22 protein-coding genes are annotated in these 26,172 nt (G+C 73.0%); 8 read left to right on the top strand and 14 right to left on the bottom strand.

Going from position 1 to position 26,172, the window contains the following annotated elements:
- Positions 1 to 186: 186 nt before the first annotated feature.
- Complete coding sequence (locus tag OHA91_RS23255) at positions 187 to 1,194, bottom strand: stage II sporulation protein M (RefSeq protein WP_031155416.1); 1,008 nt, start codon at positions 1,192 to 1,194, stop codon at positions 187 to 189.
- A 109-nt stretch (positions 1,195 to 1,303) separates the two neighbouring features.
- Here OHA91_RS23255 and OHA91_RS23250 point away from each other — a divergent pair, with 109 nt between their 5' ends.
- Positions 1,304 to 2,236, top strand: coding sequence for an RDD family protein (locus OHA91_RS23250; protein WP_245240232.1), 933 nt, complete (start codon positions 1,304 to 1,306; stop codon positions 2,234 to 2,236).
- Positions 2,237 to 2,246: 10 nt separating this feature from the next.
- On the opposite strand, the gene OHA91_RS23245 is transcribed toward OHA91_RS23250, so the two are convergent.
- On the bottom strand, positions 2,247 to 2,867 hold the full coding sequence (locus tag OHA91_RS23245; protein WP_031155420.1) for a hypothetical protein: 621 nt from the start codon (positions 2,865 to 2,867) through the stop codon (positions 2,247 to 2,249).
- 98 nt (positions 2,868 to 2,965) lie between these two features.
- Positions 2,966 to 4,402 carry an adenosylhomocysteinase gene (gene ahcY, locus OHA91_RS23240; RefSeq protein ID WP_031155422.1) on the bottom strand — a complete coding sequence of 479 codons (1,437 nt, stop codon included), beginning with the start codon at positions 4,400 to 4,402 and terminating at the stop codon, positions 2,966 to 2,968.
- 307 nt (positions 4,403 to 4,709) lie between these two features.
- On the opposite strand from ahcY, the gene lepB reads away from it, so the two are divergent.
- Complete coding sequence (gene lepB / locus OHA91_RS23235) at positions 4,710 to 5,396, top strand: signal peptidase I (RefSeq protein WP_266500731.1); 687 nt, start codon at positions 4,710 to 4,712, stop codon at positions 5,394 to 5,396.
- Between the two features lie 78 nt (positions 5,397 to 5,474).
- On the opposite strand, the gene OHA91_RS23230 is transcribed toward lepB, so the two are convergent.
- From OHA91_RS23230 to OHA91_RS23205, 6 genes are all read right to left on the bottom strand, one after another.
- Positions 5,475 to 6,398: a cation diffusion facilitator family transporter gene (locus OHA91_RS23230; RefSeq protein ID WP_031155426.1), complete on the bottom strand. Its 924-nt coding sequence runs from the start codon at positions 6,396 to 6,398 to the stop codon at positions 5,475 to 5,477.
- Between the two features lie 72 nt (positions 6,399 to 6,470).
- Positions 6,471 to 7,631, bottom strand: a complete 1,161-nt coding sequence (gene manA / locus OHA91_RS23225; RefSeq protein ID WP_031155428.1) for a mannose-6-phosphate isomerase, class I — start codon at positions 7,629 to 7,631, stop codon at positions 6,471 to 6,473.
- Positions 7,632 to 7,671: 40 nt separating this feature from the next.
- Positions 7,672 to 8,805, bottom strand: coding sequence for an SIS domain-containing protein (locus OHA91_RS23220; protein WP_031155430.1), 1,134 nt, complete (start codon positions 8,803 to 8,805; stop codon positions 7,672 to 7,674).
- A gap of 70 nt (positions 8,806 to 8,875) precedes the next feature.
- Positions 8,876 to 9,058, bottom strand: a complete 183-nt coding sequence (locus OHA91_RS23215; RefSeq protein ID WP_030659888.1) for a Trm112 family protein — start codon at positions 9,056 to 9,058, stop codon at positions 8,876 to 8,878.
- Between the two features lie 228 nt (positions 9,059 to 9,286).
- Positions 9,287 to 10,657, bottom strand: a complete 1,371-nt coding sequence (locus tag OHA91_RS23210; RefSeq protein ID WP_328739935.1) for a phosphomannomutase/phosphoglucomutase — start codon at positions 10,655 to 10,657, stop codon at positions 9,287 to 9,289.
- Positions 10,658 to 10,734: 77 nt separating this feature from the next.
- Positions 10,735 to 11,109, bottom strand: coding sequence for a DUF3499 domain-containing protein (locus tag OHA91_RS23205; RefSeq protein ID WP_031150939.1), 375 nt, complete (start codon positions 11,107 to 11,109; stop codon positions 10,735 to 10,737).
- Between the two features lie 90 nt (positions 11,110 to 11,199).
- On the opposite strand from OHA91_RS23205, the gene OHA91_RS23200 reads away from it, so the two are divergent.
- Entirely contained in the window at positions 11,200 to 11,679 is a 480-nt protein-coding gene (locus OHA91_RS23200; RefSeq protein WP_381628805.1) for a metallopeptidase family protein, read from the top strand.
- Between the two features lie 33 nt (positions 11,680 to 11,712).
- Here the strand turns inward: OHA91_RS23200 and OHA91_RS23195 are convergent, their stop codons facing one another.
- From OHA91_RS23195 to OHA91_RS23185, 3 genes are all read right to left on the bottom strand, one after another.
- Positions 11,713 to 13,197, bottom strand: coding sequence for a DUF5719 family protein (locus OHA91_RS23195; protein WP_328739934.1), 1,485 nt, complete (start codon positions 13,195 to 13,197; stop codon positions 11,713 to 11,715).
- Entirely contained in the window at positions 13,194 to 16,868 is a 3,675-nt protein-coding gene (locus tag OHA91_RS23190; RefSeq protein WP_328739933.1) for a glycosyltransferase family 2 protein, read from the bottom strand. Before OHA91_RS23190 ends, OHA91_RS23195 begins: the two co-directional genes overlap by 4 nt.
- Before the next feature lie 238 nt (positions 16,869 to 17,106).
- Entirely contained in the window at positions 17,107 to 17,370 is a 264-nt protein-coding gene (locus tag OHA91_RS23185) for a WhiB family transcriptional regulator (RefSeq protein WP_003983763.1), read from the bottom strand.
- A 628-nt stretch (positions 17,371 to 17,998) separates the two neighbouring features.
- Here OHA91_RS23185 and OHA91_RS23180 point away from each other — a divergent pair.
- The 3 genes from OHA91_RS23180 to OHA91_RS23170 all read left to right on the top strand — a co-directional run bounded on the left by OHA91_RS23180 (position 17,999) and on the right by OHA91_RS23170 (position 20,934).
- Entirely contained in the window at positions 17,999 to 18,550 is a 552-nt protein-coding gene (locus tag OHA91_RS23180; protein ID WP_078959283.1) for a cysteine dioxygenase, read from the top strand.
- Between the two features lie 129 nt (positions 18,551 to 18,679).
- Positions 18,680 to 19,639 carry a 2-phospho-L-lactate transferase gene (gene cofD / locus OHA91_RS23175; protein ID WP_328739932.1) on the top strand — a complete coding sequence of 320 codons (960 nt, stop codon included), beginning with the start codon at positions 18,680 to 18,682 and terminating at the stop codon, positions 19,637 to 19,639.
- On the top strand, positions 19,636 to 20,934 hold the full coding sequence (locus tag OHA91_RS23170) for a coenzyme F420-0:L-glutamate ligase (RefSeq protein WP_328739931.1): 1,299 nt from the start codon (positions 19,636 to 19,638) through the stop codon (positions 20,932 to 20,934). Before cofD ends, OHA91_RS23170 begins: the two co-directional genes overlap by 4 nt.
- Before the next feature lie 336 nt (positions 20,935 to 21,270).
- Here the strand turns inward: OHA91_RS23170 and OHA91_RS23165 are convergent, their stop codons facing one another.
- Together OHA91_RS23165 and OHA91_RS23160 are read right to left on the bottom strand one after the other, a co-directional pair.
- Positions 21,271 to 22,275 carry a DNA-3-methyladenine glycosylase family protein gene (locus OHA91_RS23165; protein ID WP_031150929.1) on the bottom strand — a complete coding sequence of 335 codons (1,005 nt, stop codon included), beginning with the start codon at positions 22,273 to 22,275 and terminating at the stop codon, positions 21,271 to 21,273.
- 37 nt (positions 22,276 to 22,312) lie between these two features.
- Positions 22,313 to 23,698, bottom strand: a complete 1,386-nt coding sequence (locus OHA91_RS23160; protein ID WP_266500724.1) for a peptidoglycan recognition protein family protein — start codon at positions 23,696 to 23,698, stop codon at positions 22,313 to 22,315.
- A 139-nt stretch (positions 23,699 to 23,837) separates the two neighbouring features.
- Here OHA91_RS23160 and OHA91_RS23155 point away from each other — a divergent pair, with 139 nt between their 5' ends.
- Together OHA91_RS23155 and OHA91_RS23150 are read left to right on the top strand one after the other, a co-directional pair.
- Entirely contained in the window at positions 23,838 to 24,587 is a 750-nt protein-coding gene (locus tag OHA91_RS23155) for a TIGR03089 family protein (RefSeq protein WP_031150925.1), read from the top strand.
- A gap of 174 nt (positions 24,588 to 24,761) precedes the next feature.
- Positions 24,762 to 26,003, top strand: coding sequence for an LCP family protein (locus OHA91_RS23150; protein ID WP_328739930.1), 1,242 nt, complete (start codon positions 24,762 to 24,764; stop codon positions 26,001 to 26,003).
- The last annotated feature ends 169 nt before the right edge of the window (positions 26,004 to 26,172 follow it).

Below are 26,172 nucleotides of genomic sequence, written 5' to 3'. Positions count from 1 at the left end.
AATAGAAAATCGGACGTACCCCGATCGGATCTTGAAGTCCATGTGGGGTGAGAGAGAGTTTAAACCATCGCTGCCGAACTTGTCCAGTTCGAGGCAACCGTTCGAATCTACCTCCCCGCTCGCTCCGTGTCAACGGCGTTTGCGGGACGACGAGGAGACTAGCAGCTCAGCGGGCTTGTACGCACATCAGGCTGCGGTCGGGAGCGTTGCAGTGCGGTCCGCGGCCTCCACGTCGCCGAGTTCGCCGGCGCGGGCGGCCCTGCCGCCCAGGACGAAGACGTAGAGCAGGAACGCCGCCTCGGCGACCACGCCGATCGTGATGCGCGCCCAGGTGGGGAGGCCAGAGGGGGTGACGAAGCCTTCGATCAGGCCGGAGACGAACAGGACCACCGCGAGGCCGATCGCCATGCCGAGGGCGGCCCGGCCCTGTTCGGCGAGGGCCGTGCGGCGGGTGCGGGGGCCCGGGTCGATGACCGTCCAGCCCAGGCGCAGGCCGGTGCCCGCCGCCACGAAGACGGCCGTCAGTTCGAGCAGGCCGTGCGGGAGGATCAGGCCGAGGAAGACGTCGAGCCGGCCGGCGGACGCCATCAGGCCGAGGCCGACCCCGAGGTTGGCCATGTTGAGGAAGAGGATCCACAGCACCGGGATCCCCAGGAAGGCGCCGAGGACCAGGCACATCGCGGCCGCCTGGGCGTTGTTCGTCCAGACCTGGGCGGCGAAGGAGCCCGCGGGGTTGCTGGAGTAGTACGTCTCGTACTCGCCGCCCGGCTTCGTGAGCTCCTTCAGGTGTTCCGGAGCGGCGATGGCGCCCTGGACCTCGGGGTGCGTCGCTATCCACCAGCCGATGAGCACGCCGAGCGCCGTGGAGAGCAGGGCCGTCGGTATCCACCAGCGGCGGCTGCGATAGACCGCGGCCGGGAAGCCGACGGTGAAGAAGAGCGCGGCGTCGCGCCAGCCCGCGCGGCGGGTGCCCGTGACCGTGGCCCGGGCCCGTGCGACCAGCTGGGTCAGCCGCCCGGTGAGCATGGGGTCGGGGGCGCTGGACTGGATGAGGGAGAGGTGGGTCGAGGTGCGCTGGTAGAGAGCGACGAGTTCGTCGGCCTCCTCGCCCGTCAGCTTGCGGCCGCGGCCCAGGAGCTGCTCCAGGCGGTCCCATTCCGCGCGGTGTGCCGTGACGAAGACGTCGAGATCCATCCGGTGCGCTCCCCTGCCCAGGTCCCCTGGCCGCTGCCTATTCCTAGTGTGGTCAGCTTGGCAGACTTGATGCAGTAGGGGCGGAGCAGGTCACATGAGAGGTGCTGCGGTGAGCGATCTGGTGACGGGGGACGCGGTCGTCCTGGGGCTGCGGCCGGCGAGACTGCCGAGCCGTGCGCTGGCGATCCTCCTGGACCTGACCCTCTACGTCACCGCGTACGTCCTCATCGGGGTCGGGCTGACCCTCGCGACGGCCTCGCTGGATCCGGCCGCCCAGGCCGCCATCGCGGTGGCGAGCTTCCTGTTGCTGCTGGTCGGAATCCCGATCGCGGTGGAGACCCTGTCCCACGGGCGCTCCCTGGGCAAGCTCGCCTGCGGGCTGCGGGTGGTGCGCGACGACGGCGGGCCCATCCGGTTCCGGCACGCGCTGGTGCGCGGGGCCCTCGGGGTCGTGGAGCTGTTGCTGACCTTCGGCACGGTGGCGGCCATCGCCTCGCTGGTGTCGGTGCGCGGGCGGCGGCTCGGAGACGTCTTCGCGGGGACCCTGGTGGTCCGGGAGAGGGTGCCGGGAGCGCGGGTGATGCCGGTGCCGGCGCCGCCGCCGTGGTTGGCCGGGCGGTTCACGCAGCTGGACCTGTCCGCCGTGCCGGACGGGCTGTGGCTGGCGATCCGCCAGTACCTGACGCGCATGAACCAGCTGGATCCGCAGGTGGGTGCGGCGATGGCGGCGCGACTCGCGGACGATCTCGTGGCGCGTACGGGGGCGCCGCCGCCGGCGGGGGTGCCGGCCGCTGCCTATCTGATGGCCGTGGTCCACGAACGCCAGTCGCGCGATGCCGCCCGGGCCTTCCGCGCCACTGCCGCCGCCGGGGCCTCTCCCCCCGCACACGCCACACACGCCGCACCCGTCGCGCCCGTACCGCCGGTCGCGTCCGGCTTCGGGCCGGTGCCGACCACGGCGCCGGCCCCTGCCCCGGCCCCGTACCTCGCCCCCGCGCCCGCGCAGGCTCCGCGCGCCGGCGGGTTCGCTCCGCCCGCCTGAGGGTGAGGGGTCACTGCTCCTCGAAGGCCGAGGGCGGGGTCTCCAGGTGTTCCAGTTCGATGCCGGGGGCCGAGAGGACAACGTCGCCGGCGATGTGGACCGTGTGGACCTCGCCCGTGTCCAGGGCGGTGACCCGGTACTCGTCCACCAGGAGCGGGCCGCTGTCCGTCGGGTGTTCCTCACGGGCCACCAGCGCCCAGGCCTGGTCGACCGTACGCGGGGCCAGCACCGGGTCGGTGAGGGCGAGCAGCCGGACGCGCGTGGCGGGTGCGCCGGGGGTCAGCCGCAGCAGGCGGGCCGTGGCGACGAGGAAGGCCGGGGAGGTGCCGGTGAAGCCGGGGGCGGCGATGTTGCCCTCGGTGGCCTCGGTGCCGGTGGGGTCGGTGCGGACCCAGGTGACGCCGTCGAGGGCGGCTCCGCGCACCTGCCAGCTCGCGGCGTTGACCTCCAGGCGGATCGGGCGGCCGAGTTCGTCGATCGCGAGGTCGACGGAACCGCGGTGTTCGCCGTCCGGGGCGGTCAGCTGGGAGACGTAGCGCCAGCCCGAGGGGCCGGGGGCGCAGTGGAAGTGCTCCTCGCCGAGGGGGGCGTGGTCGTGCGGGTCGTGGAGTGAGTAACGGCCGCGGGGCATGGTGCGCACACTTCTTCGGATCGGGGATACGGGGCAGGCCCCCGGCACGGGTGCCGGGGGCCTGCTTCAGGTCCGTCCGCGGTTGATCAGGGGGCTGATCAGTAGCGGTAGTGGTCCGGCTTGTACGGGCCCTCGACCTTGACGCCGATGTAGGCGGCCTGCTCCGGGCGGAGGGTGGTGAGCTTGACGCCGAGGGCGTCGAGGTGGAGGCGCGCGACCTTCTCGTCGAGGTGCTTGGGGAGCACGTAGACGTCGGTCGGGTATTCCTCCGGCTTCGTGAAGAGCTCGATCTGGGCCAGGGTCTGGTCCGCGAAGGAGTTCGACATGACGAAGGACGGGTGGCCGGTCGCGTTGCCGAGGTTCAGCAGGCGGCCCTCGGAGAGGACGATCAGGACCTTGCCGTCCGGGAACGTCCAGGTGTGGACCTGCGGCTTGACCTCGTCCTTGACGATGCCGTCGACCTTGGCCAGGCCGGCCATGTCGATCTCGTTGTCGAAGTGGCCGATGTTGCCGACGATGGCCTGGTGCTTCATCTTGGCCATGTCGGCGGCCATGATGATGTCCTTGTTGCCGGTCGTGGTGATGAAGATGTCGGCGGTCTCGACGACGTCGTCCAGCGTGGCGACCTGGTAGCCGTCCATCGCCGCCTGGAGGGCGCAGATCGGGTCGATCTCGGTGACGATGACGCGCGCGCCCTGGCCGCGGAGCGACTCGGCGCAGCCCTTGCCGACGTCGCCGTAGCCGAAGACGACCGCGACCTTGCCGCCGATGAGGACGTCGGTGGCGCGGTTGATGCCGTCGATCAGGGAGTGGCGGCAGCCGTACTTGTTGTCGAACTTCGACTTGGTGACGGCGTCGTTCACGTTGATCGCCGGGAACAGCAGGGTGCCCTCGGACATCATCTCGTAGAGACGGTGGACACCGGTGGTGGTCTCCTCCGTCACACCGCGGATCTCGGACGCGAGCTGCGTCCACTTCTGCGGGCTCTCGGCGAGGGTGCGGTTGAGCAGGGTGAGGATGTACGCGTACTCCTCGGAGTCCGCCGTGGACGGGTCCGGGGCCTCGCCGGCCTTCTCGAACTCGACGCCCTTGTGGACGAGGAGGGTGGCGTCACCACCGTCGTCGAGGATCATGTTCGGGCCGCCGGTGGGGGTGTTCGGCCAGGTCAGAGCCTGCTCCGTGCACCACCAGTACTCCTCCAGCGTCTCGCCCTTCCAGGCGAAGACCGGTACGCCCTGCGGGTTCTCCGGGGTGCCGTTCGGGCCCACCGCGATGGCGGCGGCAGCGTGGTCCTGGGTGGAGAAGATGTTGCAGGAGGCCCAGCGGACGTCGGCGCCGAGGGCGACGAGGGTCTCGATGAGCACGGCCGTCTGCACGGTCATGTGCAGGGAGCCGGTGATGCGGGCGCCGGCCAGGGGCTGGGCCTCGGCGTACTCCCGGCGGATCGACATCAGACCCGGCATCTCGTGCTCCGCCAGGGTGATCTCCTTGCGGCCGAAGGCGGCGAGGGAGAGGTCTGCGACCTTGAAGTCCATGGGTGCTGCTCCTCATGGTTCGAGAGGTGGGTACGGCTGGTCCGTGCGCCGTCCTGGGGACGGGACACCGAGCACAGTCCGTCGGGGGTCCTCTCTCCCCTCGGCCGGTCGCAGGGACCGCCCGACCCGCCATCAGCAGCGACGCCTGACACTGCCCACGAATCTACACCGATCGGCGGTGGCGGCCCCAGTCGGACGAAGAACTGGCGGGGTTCGGATTGCGGGTCGACCCACCCCACCCATGGAGGGTTTTCGGCCAGACCGTATTCTTCCGGCCGTTCGTATCGGTGGGAGGGGTGGGGGATCGATGGCACGCAGGCCCGGGCGGAGACGGGGGATCTGGGCGATAGCCCTGCTGGTGCTGGGCGTGGCGCTGGCCGCCGGACCGTACGCGTACATGTTCGGCCGGTTCACCCCCGTGAAGCAGTTCGGCGAGGGCATGCTGCCCACGGTCCCCGTCGGAGAAGTGCTCGCGATGGAAAGGAACCCGGGCGAGGTCCGCCACGGTGACGTGATCACCTACGACCCGGCCGACTGGGGACTCGACGGCCCGTTCATCGGACGCGTCGTGGCCTTGGGCGGGGACCACATCTCCTACGCGATGGGCGACCGGACGCTGACCCTCAACGGGAAGCCGCTCGACGAGCCGTACGTGCGCGACGGCGACCCCGGGGCCGGCGGGGTGAGTTTCGCCGTCTCGGTGCCGCAGGGCCGGATGTTCGTACTGGGCGACAACCGCGGCAACTCGGCGGACTCCCGGTTCCACCCGGAGACCCGGGCGGGAACGCTGCCGGTGTCCGCAGTGACCGGGATCGATGCCGGCCTCGACGAGGCGGCTCCGCTGGTGATCGCCCTCAGTCTGATCTCGTTGGCGGGGGCCGGACTCCTGCTCACGGGGCTCGGGCTGGGGATCGCCTCGCTCGTGGCGCGCAGGCGCAGGCCGGCCGAGGCACAGGGGCCCGTCTGGGGAACCACGCAGGTGGACGCACCGTAGCCGTCCCGCACACTCCGAAGGCCCCCGCGGGCTGCTGCTCGCGGGGGCCTTCGGCATGTACGTGCGGGGCGTACGGGACTACTTGGCGGCCTCGGGACGGTAGATGTCCGGCTCCAGGTAGATCACCCGGGCGATCGGGACCGCCTCGCGGATGCGGGCCTCGGCGGCGTTGATCGCGTCCGCCACCTCGGTCGCGGTGTCGTTGCCCTCGACGGCGATCTTGGCGGCGACCAGCAGCTCCTCGGGGCCGAGGTGCAGGGTGCGCATGTGGATGACGCGGGTGACGACGTCCCCGTCGACGACCGCGGCCTTGATCTTCTCGACCTCTTCGACGCCGGCGGCCTCACCGAGCAGCAGGGACTTGGTCTCCGCGGCCAGGACGATCGCGATGGCGATGAGCAGGACGCCGATGCACAGGGTGCCGATGCCGTCCCAGACGCCGTTGCCGGTCAGCAGGGCGAGGCCGACGCCGGCCAGCGCCAGGACCAGGCCGACGAGCGCGCCGAGGTCCTCCAGCAGCACGACGGGCAGTTCGGGGGCCTTGGCCCGCCTCACGAACTGGGTCCACGACAGCGTGCCGCGGATCTCGTTCGACTCCTTGATCGCGGTGCGGAAGGAGAAGGACTCGGCGATGATCGCGAAGACCAGGACGCCGACCGGCCAGTACCAGGCCTCGATCGGGTGCGGTTCGTGGATCTTCTCGTAGCCCTCGTAGATGGCGAACATGCCACCGACGGTGAAGAGCACGATGGAGACGAGGAATGCGTAGATGTAACGCTCGCGCCCGTACCCGAAGGGGTGCTGCGGCGTCGCCTCCCGCTGGGCCTTCTTGCCTCCGAGGAGGAGCAGGCCCTGGTTCCCGGAGTCGGCCACCGAGTGGACGCTTTCCGCGAGCATCGACGACGAGCCGCTGAAGAGGAACGCCACGAATTTGGCTACAGCGATGGCGAGGTTGGCGGCAAGGGCCGCCACGATCGCCTTGGTACCGCCCGACGCGCTCATGGGTGCAGGGTGTCCTTCCTGGGCCAGTGACTACGGCCGCACATTGTTGCAGCCCCCGGGCCGGACGCCGCCTCAGACGACCACGGTGGCCCGGAAGACAGTGCCGTTTCCGGATAGTTCGACCTTTTCGCCCGCCGGTACGAAGGCCGATCCGCCGGGCGAGAGCGCCAGTTCGCCGGCCCGTACGGAGCCGGCCGTGCAGAGCAGGATCTGCGGGGCGCCGTCCGGGAGCACGTGCGGGGCGCCGCCGGGCGCGAGGAGGAAGCGGGAGAGCCGGAACTCGTCGATGGGGGCCTCGTAGACCTCCTCGCCGCCGTCGCCCTCGGGCCGCATGACGGTCGGGTCGCTCGGCTCGAACCGCACGATCTTCAGCAGCTCGGGCACGTCCACGTGCTTGGGCGTGAGCCCGGCGCGCAGCACGTTGTCCGAGTTGGCCAGCAGTTCGACGCCGAGGCCGTCGAAGTAGGCGTGCGGGACGCCCGCGCCGAGGAACAGCGCCTCGCCGGGCTGGAGTCGGACGTGGTTGAGCAGCATGGCCGCGATGACGCCGGGGTCCCCCGGGTACTCGTGGACCAGGGCGGCGTAAGTGGCGTACTCGCCGCCCAGGCGTTCGGCGGCGGCCGCGGTCTCGGCGACCGTACGGGCCATCTGCTCGCGGTCCGCGCTCAGTACGGCGGTCAGCACCTCGCGCAGCGCGGCCTCTTCGGGGTGGGCGCGCAGCAGGTCGGCGTACGGCTTGAGGGAGTTGACGCCCAGCCCCTCGAAGAGGTCCGCGGACGCCTGCGGGGAGCGGAAGCCGCACAGCCCGTCGAACGTCGTGATCGCGCAGATCATCTCGGGCTTGTGGTTGGGGTCCTTGTAGTTGCGGTGGGCCGCGTCGATCGGGATCCCGCGCCGCTCCTCGGCCTCGAACCCCGCCTTCGCCTGGGCCAGGTCGGGGTGGACCTGGAGGGACAGCGGGGCGCCGGCGGCGAGGATCTTGAAGAGGAACGGCAGCCTGGGGCCGAACTTGGCCACGGTGGCGGCGCCTAGCTCCCCCTCGGGGTCGGCGGCGATGACCTCCGCGAGCGTCCTGACGCCGGCACCGCGGTCGACGCGGGACGGGGCGCCCGGGTGGGCTCCCATCCACAGCTCGGCCTGGGGCTCACCGGTGGGTTCGACACCGAGGAGCGCGGGCAGGGCCGTGGGGGATCCCCAGGCGTAGGGGCGGATCGTGTTGGTCAGGCGGTCCATCGTCGTCTTCCTGGATAGATCCGGGCTACGTGCGCGGGTCTCAGCTGTGTCCCCCGGAGGCCAACGCCAGGTAGGCGGTGGCGAAATCCGTGACGGCGAGCAGTTCGGCGAGCTGTTCCAGCTCGGCGCCTTCCTCCGGTTCGAGCTCGCTGATGGCCGTGTCGTGGCTGAGGGCGAGCTCGCGTGCGGCGGGGGCGGCGGTGAGGCCGCCGGCCGGCCGGTCGCGCAGCAGGACGACGCGGGCGCGGAGGGCCTGCGGCTCTTCGACCCGGTCGCGGAAGAAGTCGTCGGGGTCGGCGCCGGCGGCGAAGTCGCCGGCGAGCAGGACGCCGTGGGCGGGCAGTGCCTCGGGGAGCGCGGCGGCCAGTGCGGGGCGGCCGGCGAGCTCGGCGAGGGTGGCGGCGAAGCGGCGGCCGGCGGGGCCGGCACCGGTGCCCTCGCTCCAGATGAGCGGCAGCGAGTCCGCCAGCTCGGCGGCGAGGGTCTTGGCCGGGTTGGAGTAGGTGGCGATCGCGGGCCCACAGCGTTCGGCCGTCCGGTCGAGCCGGTCGGCGACGAGTTGGAGGGTGTCGGGGGCCGCGGTGATCAGGCCGACCTTGTCGAGCAGCAGCAGCAGGGGCGTCAGCAGGGCCCACAGGGCGCCCGGGCCCGCGGCTGCGGACTCGTCGAACTCCTGGTACGGGGCCTTGGCCATCGGTACGAGGAGCCCGTGCGCGCCGTCCACCGCCTCGCTCAGCGGTGAGCGTTCGGGGGCGACGGCGACGACGGTGCAGCCGCGCCGGTAGGCCTGCTCGGCGAGCACGGCGAGCCCGGGCTCGGTGCCGTCGGTGGTGGCCACGAGCAGCAGGTCGACGGACCCGGCCCAGCCGGGCAGGGCCCAGCGCAGTGCCCCGGAGGCGTGGGCGACCCCGGTGGGGTCGAGCCGGATCACCGGCGCGGAGGCGCCCGCGAGGGCGCCGAGCAGGTCGGCGACGCCCGTGGCGGCGGTGCCGGGCCCGGCGATCAGGACCGCGCGCGGCCGGCCGTCGGGGCGCAGGGTGGCGATGCCCGCCTCGCTCGCGTGCCGGGCCGCGGTACGGACTCTGGCCCCGGCCTCGGCCGCGCCGCGGAGCAGGCCCCGTCGGTCGACGCGGGCGAGATCGTCCGGTGCGTCGAGGAGCGACTCGTCGAGCATGGCGGCCTCCGGCTGTTGGGTGACGGGAACCTGTCTGCGCGTGATGCGGTGTGTTCTTCGGTGGTGCGGGTCAGGCGGGGCGGCGGGCCTCGTCCACGAGGAGGACCGGGATGCCGTCGCGGACCGGGTAGGCGAGACCGCAGTCCTGGCCGGTGCAGAGCAGCTCGGGGGTCTCGTCGGCCGACTTGTCCTCGAGGGGCGCGTGGCAGGCGGGGCAGGCGAGGATCTGCAGGAGGCCGGCTTCGAGCGGCATGGGGTGGGTTCCCTTCGGGGATGCGGGTATGGCGTGGTCAGCGTACCGCCGGGGCTGCGCCGATGCGGCTTGGGGCGGGCGGGGGTGGGACCCGGCTGCGCCGGGGCTCGTGGGGCTCCGCCCCACACCCCGCGCCTCAAACGCCGGCGAGGCTGGTTTTGCGGGCCCGTGCCGGAAAGTGCAGGCCGAAGGGGCTGGAATGGCCCAGCCCCCTCAGGACCGGGACGGTCAGGCGCGGATGAGGGCGAGGGCCTCGTCACGGACCCGGGCCAGGGTGTCCGCGTCACGGGCCTCGACGTTCAGGCGCAGCAGCGGCTCGGTGTTCGACGCACGCACGTTGAACCACCAGCCCTCGCCCGTCACCGTCAGACCGTCCAGCTCGTCCAGGCCCACGCCCTCACGGCCGCCGAAGGTCTCCCGCACCGCCGCCAGACGACCCGCCTGGTCCGCGACCGTGGAGTTGATCTCCCCCGAACCCTCGTACCGGTCGTAGGAGGCCACCAGTGCAGAGAGGGGCCCGTCCTGGCCGCCCAGCGCCGCCAGAACATGGAGCGCGGCGAGCATGCCCGTGTCCGCGTTCCAGAAGTCCTTGAAGTAGTAGTGCGCCGAGTGCTCACCACCGAAGATCGCACCCGTCCTCGCCATCTCCTCCTTGATGAAGGAGTGGCCCACCCGCGTCCGGACCGGGGTGCCGCCGTTCTCACGCACGACCTCCGGCACCGACATCGAGGTGATCAGGTTGTGGATCACCGTGCCCGACCCACCGTTGCGCGCCAGCTCACGCGACGCCACCAACGCCGTGATCGCCGACGGCGACACCCCGATACCGCGCTCGTCCACAATGAAACAGCGGTCCGCGTCCCCGTCGAAGGCGATCCCCAGATCCGCGCCCTCCGCCAGCACCCGCGCCTGCAGATCCACGATGTTCTTCGGATCGAGCGGATTCGCCTCGTGGTTCGGGAACGTACCGTCCAGCTCGAAGTACATCTCGGTGACATCCAGCGGCAGGCCCTCGAACACCGTCGGAACGGTGTGACCACCCATCCCGTTGCCCGCGTCCACGACGACCTTCAGCGGACGGATCGACGCCAGGTCCACCAGAGAACGCAGGTGCTCCGCATAACCCTTCAGGGAATCCTGCTCCGTCACCGTCCCCGGCACCGTCCCCACCGGAACCTCCGGCGCGCCATGGTCCAGCCACCCCTCCACCAGCACCCGGATCTGCGACAGACCCGTGTCCTGACCCACCGGAGCCGCACCCGCACGACACATCTTGATCCCGTTGTACTGCGCAGGATTGTGCGACGCCGTGAACATCGCACCCGGCAGACCCATCGAACCCGACGCGTAATACAGCTGATCCGTCGAACACAGACCGATCAACGTCACATCCACACCACGCGCCGCCGCACCCCGCGCGAACGCCGCCGACAAACCCGGCGACGAAGGACGCATGTCATGCCCCACCACGATCGCCGAACCACCCACGACCTCGACGAAAGCACCACCGAACAGCTCCGCCAGCGACTCGTCCCACTCGTCCGGCACAACGCCACGCACGTCATACGCCTTGACGATGTTCGAAAGATCTGCGGCCACTGCCTGCCCTCCTGAGGTTCTGTGCGGTCCGGCAAACCTACCCTGAACCAGCAGCTGTCCCGCAGATGACCCGAGCGTCAGGAATCCGGCGATCTGAGGACGCGCAGGTGTCCGCGACGGGTCTCGCCGGTGGTCTGGCCGCCCTTGCCCGATCCGGCCGGCCCGGGGGCGCGGCCCGGAGGGCGCGCGGCTTCGCGGACGGCGTTGGCCAGGGCTTCGAGGTCGTCGCCGCTGGGGCGCGACGGACCGGACCCGTCGGACAGACGGACGACCTCCCAGCCCCGCGGGGCTGTCAGGCGCTCCGAGTGCTCGGCGCACAGGTCGTAGCAGTGGGGTTCGGCGTATGTGGCGAGCGGGCCGAGAACTGCGGTCGAATCGGCGTAGACGTACGTCAGTGTCGCGACGGCAGGGCGGCCGCACGCGGTGCGCGAACAGCGACGTACAAGGCTCACGACGTTGGACGGTACCGCACTCTTGACCGGGCCGCGACGACTCCACCGCTGCTCACTCCCCCGTGTCGTGCTCGGAGCTACCCTGCGGGGGTGACGGACACCCCTCTGCCCCCCTGCCCCGCCGAGCCCCCCGCGGGGGCCCCCGTCGAGCCCAGAACGCGTCGCCGGGACCGGCACGGGCGCGGGATGCGCGGTCCGCTGGCCCCTCCGCAGGTGCCCCTGGCGGCGAGCCGGGCGGAGCTGTTCGGGGATCTCGTACGGGACTCCGTGGAGCGGCTGGAGCGGCGCTGGCCGCAGCTGTCCGAGGTGGAGTTCCTGGTGGGCGACGTGCCGGGGCCGCCGGGCGGTCCGGACGGCGGATGGAACGACGAGGCGGTGCCGCTCGGTGCGGTGTCGGAGTCGCGCCAGGGGCGGCCGGCCCGGATCGTGGTCTTCCGGCGGCCGGTGGAGATCCGTACGAAGACGCGCGACGAGAAGGCGATGCTGGTCCACGAGATCGTGGTGGAGCAGGTGGCGGAGCTGCTCGGCCTCACTCCGGAGACGGTGGACCCCCGATACGGCCAGGACTGACGACCGGTCCGGACGCGGCGGGGGCCCTGATCGTCACCTGGTCAGGACGGAGAGGTCCTGGACGGCCTTGGGGACCGACACCGTGGAGTAGTCGTCGGAGAAGCCCTGGACGGTGAACATCGCGATGCCGTCGTTCGGGAAGGACAGGGTGCGGGCCGCGTGGACCGGGCCGCCCGAGAGGGTCTCGACGGTGAGGGCGTAGGAGCCCTTTCCGCCGGCGGGGGCGAGGGTCAGCGTCTGGGTGGTGCCCGCCTTGACCGTGACCTCCTGGGAGGCCGGCTCGCCGCCGCCGGTGCCCGGGGACGCAGTCACCTTGACCTTCGCCTCGGCGCTCGGCGCGGTCAGCGACAGCACGGTGGTGTTCTCCTCGGGCCGGTTGTCGGCGACGGTCGCCCGGGCGCCGACCGGCCCGGTGGCCGGGACGAATCCGAGCTCCTGCTTGGCCCCGCTGCCGCGGACCACGCGTACCGCAGCGACCACCGGGGCGGCCTTCTTGGCGTCCGCCGGGGTCAGCAGCAGCGAGCCGGGCTCGCCGCGGGTCACGTCCTTGAGGTCCACGACCGCCGTCATGCCCGCCTTGACGTGCAGCTGCTCGCTGCCGGCCGGGCTGATGGCGCTGCCGGGTCCGGCCAGGCGCAGCTTCAGGTCCGCGTCCTCCTCGCCGGGCACGAAGGCGACCAGCCGTACGGAGGTGGCGTCCGCCGGGATGCCCGGCAGCACCAGCGAGCCGGCCGGGTCGGTGGAGGCGGGCAGCCAGTCGGCGCCCACGTTCTCCTCGGCGACCTGCACGGAGGCGCCCACCCGGCCCGCGCGGGTCGTCACGTGGGCGGTGGCGTCGGCGAGCTGGGTGGTCGGGAGCAGGGAGGAGAGCAGGACGGTCTTGGTGGACTTGGGGTCGACGCGGATGTTCTCGCTGGTGCCCGCGTCGGGCTTGGCCAGGCCGTCGGGGCCGAAGAGCGCGATGTCGACGATGGCGGCCGCGTCGTCGGGGTTGGTGAGGTGGAGGTAGTCCTCACGTCCCTTGGCGGTGCTGACCCCGGGGAACCAGAAGTCGGTGCCGGGCGCGGTGCAGCCGACGCCGAGCACGCCCCGGGCCCGGCCGACCGAGACCTTGGTGGTCAGCTGCGCCGTCCAGCCGGGGGCGAGGACGCCGTCGGCGCTGCCGGTGAGGGCGGGGGCGTCGGCCCCGTTGGCGGTGGCTCCGACGGGCTTGCCGGGCTCCTTGGGCTCCAGGACGGGTTTGGCGTCCTTGGTCGCGCCGAGCAGCCGGGCCGAGCCCTTGCCCTCCCCGGCGGGTGCGCCGGGCGTGAACGAGGTGTACGTGGTCTCGGCGATGTCCGAGGAACTGGGGCCCGGGCACACCAGCAGGGACCGCTCCACGGGCATCCGGGCCGAGGCCGCCGCCTTGCCGTCGGAGGCCCCGTCCGCGGGGGCGGGCGCGGTGAGGGCGGCCACGCCGGTGAGGGCGGCCAGCGCCGCCGTCACGGCCGCCAGCGTCAGGGGTGCGCGCTGCTTCACTGCTGGGGGCTCCCGTCAGGACGCGGGTCGTGCTGTGCGTGGACGTCGTGGGGTGGGTACGGCTCGTAGGGCTCGTACGGGTAGGGGTACTGCTGCTGGTCCTGGTGGTGGACCGGCTGGTGCTGCTGCGGGTAGGGGCTCTCGTAGGCCGCGCCGCCCTGCTGCTGGTCGTACCCGGGGTACTGCTCGTACGGGTACTGCTCCTGGGGCTGCTGCTGCGGCTGCTGGGGCTGCTGCGGCTGCTGCGGCTCGTACGTGTAGCCGCCCTGGTCGCCGTAGGCCTGGTAGGCGTACGACTCCTCGCCGTACACCGGCTGCGCGGGGATATGGGCGTACGGGTCGGCGGCGGCCGCGGTCTCCACGGGGCCGGGGGCGGCGTCCGCCTCGGCCTCGGCGCGGAGCCTGCGGGCCCGGCGGCCCTCGCCGGCCTCGCCCGGACCGGGACGGGACGCGGACGCGGCCTCCTCCTCGGGCAGGTCGTCGTCGAGCTCGGCGCGCCGGCCGGGCAGGGCCATGACCAGCAGGACCAGGGCGAGCAGGCCCTGGGTCCAGTTCCAGGCGGTCCGCAGCAGGGAGCCCTCGTGGACGAGGTCGAGGCGGCCTCCGCCGGCGGGGAGTTCGAAGCCCTGGGCCCAGCCGTCGAGGGTCTTCGCCTTGAGCGGCTTGCCGTCGAGGGTGGCCTGCCAGCCGGCGTCGGCCCGGTCGGCGATGCGCAGGACTCGGCCCGCCTCGCCCGCGGGGATCTTGCCGTGGGCCTCGACCGGGCCCGCAGCGACCGGGATCGGGGCCTCGCCCTGCTTGGCGGAGACGATGACGGCGCGCGGCAGCCAGGGCTCGACGCCCCACAGCGCGGTGCCGTCCTGCTGGTGGCGCCGGCTCAGGCCCGGGGTGGCGTCGAGGACGCGGCGGATGTCCTCGGGCCCGCCGGGGCGGAACATCACGAAGCGGATGGCGTAGGCGCTGAGCTGGCTGGACTGATCGGCGCCGGAGCCTGCGACGAGGTTGGAGACGACCTTGTCGAGCCGGGGGTCGTCGCCGGTCCGGGCGGTGATCTCGGCGTCGCCGAGGCGGCCGCCGGGGCCGCGGACGAGGCTGTAGGAGACCGTGGCGGGCCCGTCGAGGTCGAGGAGCAGGGTGCGGGTCTGGTTGTCGTCGCCGCCGGCGTCGGCGACGAAGGCCGGTACCTGCACCGGGTCGCGGCGCTGGAGCGGGCCGTCGGCGCCGGCGATCATCCAGGTGGCCGCGGCGATCAGCGGGCCCGCGGCGGCCGCGAGGGCGATGAGCGCGGCCAGCGGCTGGCGCCAGCCGAAGTTGCGGGCGGCGACCCGGTCCTTGGCGCCGTCCGCGCCGACCACGGCGGCGGCGAGGAGGGCGATTCCGTACACGAGGGTGGCCGGTCCGGCCCACGCGGTCCGGTTGGCGAGGACCGCGAGGAGGAGGGCGGCCAGGGCGGCGGCCCAGGCGGTGCGGACGGCGAACTGCCGGTCGGCGCGGAGCAGGGCGGCCAGGGCGGCGAGGACGACGCCGGCGAGGAGCAGGCGGGCGCCGGTGCCGGGGCCGCCGGGGCTGATGCCGAGCAGGTCCAGCGCGCCCGCCGAGCCGGCTCCGTAGGGCAGTCCGGCCTCCTGGAGGAAGCGGCCGGGGTGCGTGAGCAGGCCCAGCGACCAGGGGGCGAGGACGACGAGGGGGACGGCGAGGGTGGCGAGCAGCCGCAGGCCGTACGTCTTCCAGTGCGCACGGCGCAGGACGAGCGCGGCGGCGCCCAGGAGGGCGGCGAGCGGCCAGACGACCGGGGTGAAGGCGGTGGCCAGGGTCAGCAGGAGCGTGTACGTCCACACCGCGCGCCAGCCGCCCCGCTGCTCGGTGGCGGCCGCGTGCTCGCCGAGGCCGAAGGCGGCGACGGCGGAGCGGGCGATGAGCGGGAGCACGACGGCGAGGACGGCGGTGCCGAGGCGGCCGCCGGCGAGGGCGCCGGTGACGGCGGGGAGGAAGGCGTAGGCGGTGGCGGCCCAGGCGCGCAGCAGCCGGGATTCGACGAGCGGCCGGGAGGCGAAGTAGGCGGTGAGGCCGGCCAGCGGGACGGATCCGACGAGCAGGAGCGTCAGGGCGGCCTGGGTGGAGCCGAACAGCAGGGTGGAGAAGGCGCCGAGGGCGGCCAGGTAGGGCGGGGCGGAGGCGGTGGAGCCGGTGCCCACGGGGTGCCAGCCGTCGGTGTGGATGCTCCACAGGTCGAGGCCGCCGGCGGGGGCGGGCAGGAGGGCGCCGCCCATGAGGGAGCCGCCGCCGATCAGGGCGCGGCAGGCCGCGAGGGAGACCAGAAGGAGGAGTCCGAAGAGGAAGGGCGCGGGGTTGCGCGCGATCCGCTTGAGGCGTGCGAAGCGCTCGGTCTCCTGGTAGTCGCCGTCCTCGCCGGGCGCGTTGAGGATGCTGCCGCCGCCGTGCCGGCCGGCGGGGGCGGAGTCGGTGGCGCGGTCGCCGCCGAAGTAGCCGGCGAGCTGGTCGGCGTTGGCCCGCAGGGAGGCGCCCGGCGGGGGGAAGAGCTGGCGCAGTTCGGAGGCGGGGACGGCGGGGCGGCGGCGGGCCCTGCGGGCGGCGAGGAGGCGGCCGGGGCGCAGCAGGGTGGCGAGGAGGCCGGTGATCTCGTCGACGGCCTGGCCTGGGGCCTTGCCGATCAGGTAGGCGAGGGTGCGCAGCACGGTGCCGAACAGGACGCGCAGCAGGACGTAGGGCAGGGCGCGGCCGGAGCTGTTGGCGAGGATCGTGTAGACGGCGCCGGCCTTGTCGACGCGGTGCGGGCTGGCGGTGGTGCGGCCGGCGCAGTCGACGGTGCGGCGTTCGCGGGCGGAGGCCTCGGCGTGGCGCATGACGGCGTCGGGGGCGACGAGGACGGTGTGGCCGGCGCTCTGGGCGCGCCAGCACAGGTCGACGTCGTCGCGCATGAGGGGCAGGCGGCGGTCGAAGCCGCCGAGTTCGTCGTAGACGTCGCGGCGCACGAGCATGCCGGCGGTGGAGACGGACAGGACGGGGCGGACCTGGTCGTGCTGGCCCTGGTCCTGTTCGCGGCGGTCGAGGCCGGTCCAGCGGCGGCCGCTGCGGGCGATGGTGACGCCGGCTTCGAGGAGCTGCTTCTTGTCGTACCAGCCGCGGAGCTTGGGGCCGATGATCGCGGCGTCGGGGTTCTCGTCGGCGACGCGGAGCAGTTCGGTGAGGGCGTCCGGTTCGGGGGCGCTGTCGTCGTGGAGGAGCCAGAGCCACTGGACGGGTTCGCCGTGGGGCAGGTCGGGGAGGTCGTAGGCGTCGTCGCGCCAGGTGCGGCTGACGGGGTCCCAGCCGCTGGGGCGCTTGAGGTACGGGAGGTCCTCGGGGCTCAGGGTGCCCGCGGTGCGGGCGGATTCGTCGACGGCGGTGCCGAATCCGGTGCGGCGGGCCAGGTGCAGGACGTGGTCGTCGCCGAGGGCCTCGGTGAGCAGCCGTGCGGACTCGTCGGCGCTGCCGGTGTCGGCGGCGACGTGGTTCTGCGCGGGGCGTTCCTGGCCGAGGAGGCCGGCGAGCGTCCGGGGCAGCCAGCGGGCGCCGTCGTGGGCGACGAGGACCGCGGTGACGACGTGCCGGGGGAACTCGGGTGTGACGGGCGCCTGGTAGGAGGCCGTCGACTGGCTGTGCAGGGACATCGCGGTACTGGCCCTCCGGCCGGGGGTCCGGGGGTGGTGTGCCCTCGGAGGCTGCTGGACAGCGCCCCACCCTAACGGCTGCCAAAGCAGCGGTCCGCCTCCTGCGGGGAAGGTGCAGGAGGCGGACCGTGTGTGGTGCTCTTTGTTCGGCTGTGCGCCGTGCTCGACGTCTTGCTCGGATATTCGGATATGTCGTGCGGGGTGCTGCGGGTGCCGGGTCGGTGGCGCTCCGGCGGTATCAGACGGCTGCCTTTTTCAGGCGCCGGCGCTCGCGCTCGGACAGGCCGCCCCAGATGCCGAATCGCTCGTCGTTGGCGAGGGCGTACTCCAGGCATTCGGAGCGGACTTCACAGGCGAGGCAGACCTTCTTGGCCTCGCGGGTGGAGCCGCCCTTCTCGGGAAAGAAGGATTCGGGGTCGGTCTGGGCGCACAGGGCGCGCTCCTGCCATCCGAGCTCCTCGTCCGCTTCCTCGACCAGCAGTTCCTGAAACAGCTCGGTCATGTGCGCCCCTCGCTCTGTTGGTGCGTCCCCGTGGTCACGTCGTCACTCATAGCTACGTAACGACACGAGTGAAATTACAAGTGCGTGGCTCCGGGGCAGTCAAGCCGAGATCTGCTATTGGGCCCCTTATTCACTCTGCGGAACCAAGCCTATGCAGAAAGTGTTCATATCGCCAAAAATCGTGACACATGCCATCGGCGTCATCGGATGTCACCTTCACCCGTAATCCACGCGTCGCCCCGAAGCGGGGTTGCGACCCACCCCGAAGAGCGGCGCAGATCACATTCAGGTCACGACATGGCGAGATCAGGTTTGAGTCCCGGCGCAGCGCCACCTCCCCCGCCGCGGACTGCACAAACCTTTCTCCGCACACAGTAACCGGATGAGGTGAAACTTTTCCCCCAAACCGGACATTGGGTTGACAGCCGGACCCTAAACCCGTTCTCCTAGTTCGCATGTCAGCGCCCGCAGCCACCACCCGGACCCCCATTCGTGGGTTCCTGTGCGCTGCCCAGGTTCGCTGTTGCTGTTGCAGCTGTTGATGCCCGTGGAGCCTCGGCTCCCCAGAGCTCCGGCCCTCCCCCACAGCGACCGCCAGCACGACTGACATCCGTCGAGGTACACCCCGATGAACAGCACCAGCGCCACCGCCGCTCCCGCCGCCGTCACTCCCACGACCGTGACCGCGACCGTCGAGAGCGACCTGCAGATCGCCGGCGACATCCTCGCCGTCCAGCACCTCCTCCAGCCCGCCCGCGAACACCCGGCCACCGTCGCCGAATTCGTCGGCCTGGCCCGCTCCATCGCCGAGGACCGCGCCTCCTGGGAGCACCTCGTCCAGTACGACGCCACCACCCGCTGGTACCACCGGCTGCGCACCGGCCCCGGCTACGAGGTCTGGCTGCTCAGCTGGGTCCCCGGCCAGGGCAGCGGCCTGCACGACCACGGCGCCTCCTCCGGCGTCCTGACGGTCCTGGAGGGCGAGCTCACCGAGCACACCTCCCGCGGACGGCTCACCCACCGCGCCGGCGGCCAGCGCGTCTTCGCCCCCGGCTACGCCCACGAGGTCGTCAACGACACCCTGGACGGCGCGGTGAGCCTGCACGTCTACTTCCCCGGACTGACCGAGATGCCGATGCACAGCTGCTCCCCGGCAGAATCCGAGTCCGTCCCGGCCTGACCCCGAGAGGCCTGACAGTCCCACCCGCCTCCCGACCGCCACCCCTCAACGACAGCCTTCGGCTGACAGTCCCACCCGTCGCCCGACCGCCACCCCTCAACGACAGCCTTCGGCTGACAGACTGTCTGCATGCGCATTGTTGTTCTGGCCGGCGGTATAGGCGGCGCCCGGTTCCTTCGCGGACTCAAGTCGGCGGTGCCCGACGCGGACATCACGGTCATCGGCAACACCGGTGACGACATTCACCTCTTCGGGCTCAAGGTCTGCCCCGACCTGGACACGGTGATGTACACCCTCGGCGGTGGCATCAACGAGGACCAGGGCTGGGGCCGCACCGACGAGTCCTTCACCGTCAAGGAGGAACTCGCCGCCTACGGGGTCGGACCCACCTGGTTCGGCCTCGGGGACCGCGACTTCGCCACCCACATCGTCCGCACGCAGATGCTCGGCGCCGGCTACCCGCTCAGCGCCGTCACCGAGGCCCTCTGCGACCGCTGGCAGCCCGGGGTGCGGCTGCTGCCCATGTCCGACGACCGGGTCGAGACCCACGTCGCGATCACCGAGGCCGGAACCGGCGAACGCCGGGTCATCCACTTCCAGGAGTACTGGGTCCGGCTGCGCGCCTCGGTCGACGCGGAGGCCGTCGTACCGGTCGGGGCCGAGCAGGCCAAGCCCGCGCCCGGCGTGCTGGAGGCCATCGCCGCGGCCGACGTGATCGTCTTCCCGCCGTCCAACCCCGTGGTGTCGGTCGGCACGATCCTCGCCGTGCCCGGCATCCGCGAGGCCATCGCCGCCGCCGGCGCCCCCGTCGTCGGCCTGTCCCCCATCGTCGGCGGCGCCCCCGTGCGCGGGATGGCCGACAAGGTGCTCGCCGCGGTGGGCGTCGAGTCCACGGCCGCCGCGGTCGCCCTGCACTACGGGACCGATCTGCTCGACGGCTGGCTCGTCGACACCTCCGACGCGGCCGCCGTCGCCGAGGTGGAGGCCGCCGGGATCACCTGCCGCGCGGTGCCGCTGATGATGACCGACCTGGAGGCCACCGCCGAGATGGCCCGGGCCGCGCTGGAGCTGGCGGAGGCCTCTCAGTGACGGCGGCTCCCTCGTACGAGGTGCGGGCCGTCGACGGGATACCGGAGGTCAGGCCGGGCGACGACCTGGCGAAGCTGATCACGACGGCCGCGCCCGATCTGCGCGACGGCGACGTCCTGCTCGTCACCTCGAAGATCGTCTCCAAGGCCGAGGGCCGGATCGTGCGGGCGGACTCGCGCGAGGCCGCCATCGACGCGGAGACCGTACGGGTGGTCGCGCGCCGGGGCCCCCTGCGCATCGTCGAGAACCGGCAGGGCCTGGTGATGGCCGCGGCCGGCGTGGACGCCTCCAACACCGCGCCCGGCACCGTGCTGTTGCTCCCGGAGGACCCGGACGCGTCGGCGGCCGCGATCCGCGCCGGGGTGCGCGACGCGCTCTCCGTGGACGTGGGCGTGGTCGTGACGGACACCTTCGGGCGGCCGTGGCGCAACGGGTTGACGGACGTCGCCATCGGCTCGGCCGGCGTGCGGGTCCTGGACGACCTGCGCGGCGCCACCGACGCGCACGGCAATCCGCTCAGCGCGACGGTGGTGGCGACGGCGGACGAGCTCGCCGCCGCCGGCGACCTGGTCAAGGGCAAGGCGGCCGGCCTGCCGGTGGCCGTCGTGCGCGGGCTGGCGCACGTCCTGGGCGAGGGCGCGACGGCGCGGGACCTGGTGCGCACGCCGGCCGACGACATGTTCCGGCTGGGCACCTCGGAGGCGGTACGGGAAGCCGTCACGCAGCGCCGTACCGTACGGGCCTTCACCGCGGAGCCGGTGGACCCGGGCGCGGTGCGGCGGGCGGTGGCGGCGGCCGTGACGGCCCCGGCCCCCCACCACACGACGCCGTGGCGGTTCGTGCTGCTGGAGTCCGAGTCCTCACGGGTGCGGCTGCTGGACGCGATGCGGGACGCGTGGATCGCGGACCTGCGCTCGGACGGCAAGTCCGAGGAGTCCGTCGCGAAGCGGGTGCGGCGCGGGGACGTGCTGCGGGCCGCCCCGTACCTGGTGGTGCCGTGTCTGGTGACGGACGGGGCGCACCACTACGGGCACGCCCGGCGGGACGCCGCGGAGCGGGAGATGTTCGTGGTCGCCATGGGCGCGGGCGTGCAGAACCTGCTGGTCGCGCTGGCCGGTGAGCGGCTGGGGTCGGCGTGGGTGTCCTCGACGATGTTCTGCCGGGACGTGGTGCGGGAGGTGCTGGACCTGCCGCAGGACTGGGACCCGATGGGGACGGTTGCGGTCGGCCACCCGGCGGCGGCCCCGCCGCAGCGGCCGGGGCGCCCGGCGGAGGACTTCGTAGAGGTCCGCTGACGGCCGCCTGCGGCGAGCCCTGCGGACGGAGCCGGGGCGCGCTGCGGCGGGGCGCGGGCCCTGGACGGCGGGACCGTGCCGGCCCCCGGCCTCAGGGGTCCGGGGCGGCCCGGGCCGCTGACGCGCCGGACGCCTGCGGCGAGCCCCGCGGAACACAGCCCGGCCCGGGCTACGACGGGGCGGGCCCTGGACGGCGGGCCGTGCGAGCCGCGGCCTCAGGGGACCGGCGGGGATCCGGGTACGCCTGCGGCGAGCGTCTGGCCCGACGGGCACGGGCCGCGCGGACCGCCCGACCGGGGACAGCTCGCCCGGCGGGGCGGGGTGGCGTGGGCGGGCCTAGAGGCGGCCGATGTCGCTGCGGTACATCCGCGGGGTCCGGCGGGGCGGGGTGCGGCCCGCGAGGAGGACGAGGCGGGCCGCCCGGTGGCGCTGGCCGGCGTACGGGGCGAGGAGCTCCAGCATCGCGGCGTCGTCGGCGTCGCGGTCGCCGGCGAGGGCGTAGCCGATGATGCCGGGCAGGTGCAGGTCGCCGGTGGTGACGGCGTCGGGGTGCCCGTTGCTGCGCTGGAGGGTCTCTGCGGAGGTCCACGGGCCGATGCCGGGGACGGCCTCCAGCCGTCGCACGGCCTCGGGCAGGTCCATGGCCGCCGCCTCCTCCAGGCGGTTCGCGACGCGTACGGCCCGGACGATGGTGTCGGAGCGCTTGGCGTCGACACCGGCCCGGTGCCAGTCCCAGGACGGGATCATCGCCCAGGTGCGGGGGTCGGGCATGACGTGCAGGCTCAGCCCGTGGGGGCCGGGCGCGGGCTCGCCGTACTGCCGTACGAGGCGGCGCCAGGCGCGGTAGGCCTCGTCTGCGGTGACCTTCTGTTCCAGGACCGTGGGGATCAGGGACTCCAGCACCAGGCCGGTGCGGGTCAGGCGCAGGCCCGGGCGGCGGCGGTGGCTGGCGTGCACGAGGCGGTGGCGGGGGACGAAGACCGCCGGGTCGTCGCCCGCGCCGAGCAGTGCGGGCAGCTGGTCGAGCAGCCAGGCGGCGCCGGCGCCCCAGGCCTCGGCGTCGATCTCGGTCCCGGTCCCGGTCCGGGAGACCCGGAGGGTGGCGGGCCCGTCGGGGGTGCGCGTGGCGCGCCAGACGGAGCCGTCGGGTGTGGTGCGGAAGGTGGGGTCGGCGGGGCCGCGCCGGAGCGGGCCGAGGGTGAGGCCGAGGTCGACGGGGCCGTCGGGGGTCCAGCGGCGTTCCACGGCCCCCGCGCCCGCGGTGCCTGCGCGGCCCGGCGGTACGTCGGTGCGGCCGCCGCGTACGGCGGTCCGGTTGAGGGGGTCGAAGCGGCCGGCCATGGGTCGAGCGTAGCCCGCCCCGGCCGGCCGCCGGAGGCTACGGGCGGCCCTGGAGCTTGGCCGAGGAGGTGCGGGTCGTCGGGAGCTTGCCGTACAGCTGCTTGCCGGGGCACTCCGTCGCGAAGCCGTCCCGGTGGCCCGAGATGACGTTCATCGAGACGTTCCTGCCCTTGGGGTAGCGGTTGCCGCCGCCCGACTTGAGGGTGGCCTTCGCGCGCGGGTCCCGGCCGAAGAGGCCGAGCTTCCAGGCGGTGAGGCGGGCGACCGCGTCGACGGCGGCGGCCGGGGGCGCCGAGTTCGTGAAGGTGCCGAGCACCGCCACGCCCATGCTGTCCGTGTTGAAGCCCATGGTGTGGGCGCCGAGGACCGGCTTGGAGACGCCGCCCGCGCGGCCCTCGTAGACCGTGCCGCACTTGTCGACGGCGAAGTTGTAGCCGAAGTCGCGCCAGCCGCTGCTGACCACGTGGTAGCGGTACAGGCTGCGCAGCACCGCCGGGGCGTCCTTGCAGGCGTAGTTGTTGCCGGAGGCGCTGTGGTGGACGAACGCCGCCTTCACGGTGTTGGTGTAGGCGAAGGCCTTCTCGCGCAGGGACTCGTCCGCGCCCCAGCCCTTGCGGGTGACGATCCGCGGGCGCGGGCCGATGTACGGGGCCGCCGCCGCGGTGAGTTCGCCCTCGCTGGCGAAGACGGCGTCGGCGGTGGAGTCGGCCTTGTCCAGCTCGATGATCTCGTTCGCGCCGAGCGCGGCGTGCGGCACGTTCGCCGCGGAGGCCTCGGCCATCTCCATGGTCAGGCCGGGCGCGACCATCTCGCCCTTGTCGTCGGCCGGGCCGCTGTTCTTGCCGTCCGAGGACCCCGCCGGGGCCGCCGCGCCCGGGTCGACGAGTTCGATGCGCATGCCCGAGGGCAGCCGGGAGCCCGCGCGGGTGGTCGGGGCGTCCAGTTCCGCCTGGACGCGGACCTCCACGCCGTCGGACTCGCCGACCCACAGCGGGGCGGTGGCGCCGCGGACCCGGCCGGAGTCGCGCTCCACCGCGTCGGGGTCGGCCGCGTGCTCGCTGTTGTGGACCTCGACGTCCTGCCAGTCGGACCAGGTGGCGGTGCGGACGGAGCGGGTACGGACCTGGACGCTGCCGTTGAGCTGGGTGGTGGCGTCGTCCCAGACGACACCGACCATGGAGAACGTCTTGACCTCACGGGCGGCCAGGCCCTGCGTCTCGGAACCGCGGGGCGAGGCGCTCATTCCGGGGACGCCGGGGGTGCGGTCCGCCGCGGGCCCGAGGGGAACGAGCGGCAGCGACTGGGTGGACCCGGCCGGGGTCACGGGGACGGTTTCGGCGAGTGCTGGAGTCGGGAGCGCGAGGGGCAGGGCCAGTACGGCGGCCGTCGCGACGCCGATCGAGGAAGCAAGGAATCCACGCATGACAAGGATGGTGGGCACGCCCACCACGGGGCGCCATCCGAGATCTGATGCTCCGTCCGCTGCGCCGCGGATACCCCTCCCCCGTACGGAGGAGCCGCGGACCCCCGTACGGGGGAGGGCCCCGCGTACCCTGTGCCGGGTGAACGCCATTGACCGCACCCCTGCCGACCTGCTGCGATCCGCGCTCGCCGCCGATCCGGGCCGCCCGCTCGTCACCTTCTACGACGACGCCACCGGCGAACGCGTCGAATTGTCCGTCGCGACCTTCGCCAATTGGGTGGCCAAGACCGCGAACCTGCTCCAGGGCGACCTGGGCGCCGAGCCCGGGGACCGGCTCGCGCTGCTGCTCCCGGCGCACTGGCAGAGCGCCGTGTGGCTGCTGGCCTGCGACTCGGTCGGGGTCGTGGCCTCGGTGGGCGGGCACCCGGGCGACGCCGACCTCGTCGTCAGCGGTCCGGACACGCTGGAGCAGGCGCTGGAGTGCGACGGCGAGCGCGTGGCGCTGGCCCTGCGGCCGCTGGGCGGGCGCTTCCCGCAGCCCCCGGCCGGTTTCGCCGACTACGCGGTGGAGGTGCCGGGGCAGGGTGACCGCTTCGCCCCCTTCGTCCCGGTGCAGCCCGAAGGTCCCGCTCTGATCGTCGGCGGCGAGGAGCTCTCGCACACGGCGCTGGTCACCCGGGCCCGCGAGGACGCGGCGAAGCTCGGCCTCGGCGAGGGGGCGCGGGTGCTGACCGGGCTGGGCTACGACACCTGGGAGGGGCTGTCCGCCGGGCTGTACGCCGCGCTGGCCGCGGGGGCGTCCGTGGTGCTCTGCCGGAACCTGGACCGGCTGTCACCGGAGGCGCTGGCCCAGCGGACCGAGAGCGAGCGCGTCACCCACACGGTCTGAAACCGGGGCGCGGCCCGTCACCCACACTGATCAACCTCGGGAACGGCCGATCTGTCACCCGCATGGCCCTAGACACGACCCCGCCCCCGGGCTGCTCCGGCGCCCCGGGGGGAGGATCGGCAATGGCCGTGCTCACCCGTACGGCTGCTCGCAGCGGCGAGGGGACGCACGCCAGTGACGGACAGCTCAGGCATACCGGGCGGCAGCGATGCGGCCGGAGGCGAACGACGGCCTCCGCGGGACCGCAGGCGCAGGCTGCTGCGCTGGATCGGTCTCGGGCTGACCCTGCTGGTCCTGGTGGGGGCGGCCACCGGCTGGTGGCTCTACAACAAGCTCGACGGGAACATCACCGAGGACACCTCCGCCGCGGCCGAGCTGGAGCGCTACGAGCGCGAACGCCCGGCGCACCTCGCCACGGGCGCCCAGAACATCCTGCTGATCGGCTCCGACTCGCGCTCCGGCAAGGGCAACGCCGGCTACGGGGAGGACAAGGGCACCCAGCGCTCGGACACCACGATCCTGCTGCACCTGCCGCAGGACCGCAGGAGCGCGACGGCGGTGTCGATACCCCGGGACCTGATGACGGAGATCCCCTCCTGCCTGCAGCCCGACGGGTCCCGCACGGGCGCCTCCTTCGCCCAGTTCAACTGGGCGTTCGAGTGGGGCGGGGCCGCCTGCACGATCCGGACCGTGGAGAAGCTCACGGGCATCCGGATCGACCACCACATGGTCATCGACTTCAGCGGGTTCAAGCGGATGGTCGACGCCGTCGGCGGGGTGGAGGTGTGCCTCAAGCAGCCCATCGACGACGTGCAGGCCAAGCTGAAGCTGCCCGGCGGCCGGCAGACCCTCCGGGGCGAGCAGGCGCTGGGGTTCGTCCGCGCCCGGCACAGCCTGGGCAACGGCAGCGACACCGAACGGATGGAACGCCAGCAGCAGTTCCTCGGATCCCTCGTCAAGAAGGTGCAGAGCAACGGCGTCCTGCTGAACCCGACACGCCTGTACCCGCTGCTGGACGCCGCCACCTCCTCGCTGACCACCGACCCCGGACTGGCGTCGCTGCGCAACATGTACGAACTCGTAAGGGGCGTACGGGGCATACCGACCCATCGCATCACGTTCCTGACCGTGCCGCGCCGGCCCTACGCACCCAACCCCAACCGGGACGAGTTGGTGGAACCGGACGCAGAGCGGCTGTTCCAGCAGCTGCGGGAGGACGAACCGGTGACGGTGACCCCGCCGGAGGCGACGCCTTCTGCGGCGGCGCGGGCCCCCGGGACGGCCGCCCCGACCCCGGCCGCGACCACCACTGCCGCTGTTCCGGAAGGGAATTCGGCCGGTGAGGGAACCTCGACCCCCTCCGCGCCCATCCCTACCTTCACAGGAACGACCGCAGGGAACACCGGGTGCCGGTAAAGCAATCCCAAAAGCCGGTGACCGAACCGAGTGGGATGGGCGCTTCACCCCGTTATAAGGGGAGTGGAATTTGTCACCACCATGGTTTGCGGCCGAACAGGACGGATAAGGTGAGCGATCCGGTGCCCGGCCGGACCGGAGACCGGGTACCAGCAGCCGGATCGTTGAC

The sequence above is a fragment of the Streptomyces erythrochromogenes genome (genome assembly GCF_036170895.1).
Taxonomy (GTDB): domain Bacteria; phylum Actinomycetota; class Actinomycetes; order Streptomycetales; family Streptomycetaceae; genus Streptomyces; species Streptomyces erythrochromogenes.
Note: the sequence above shows the minus strand (reverse complement) of the source record. Positions and strands in the feature narration are given on the sequence as shown.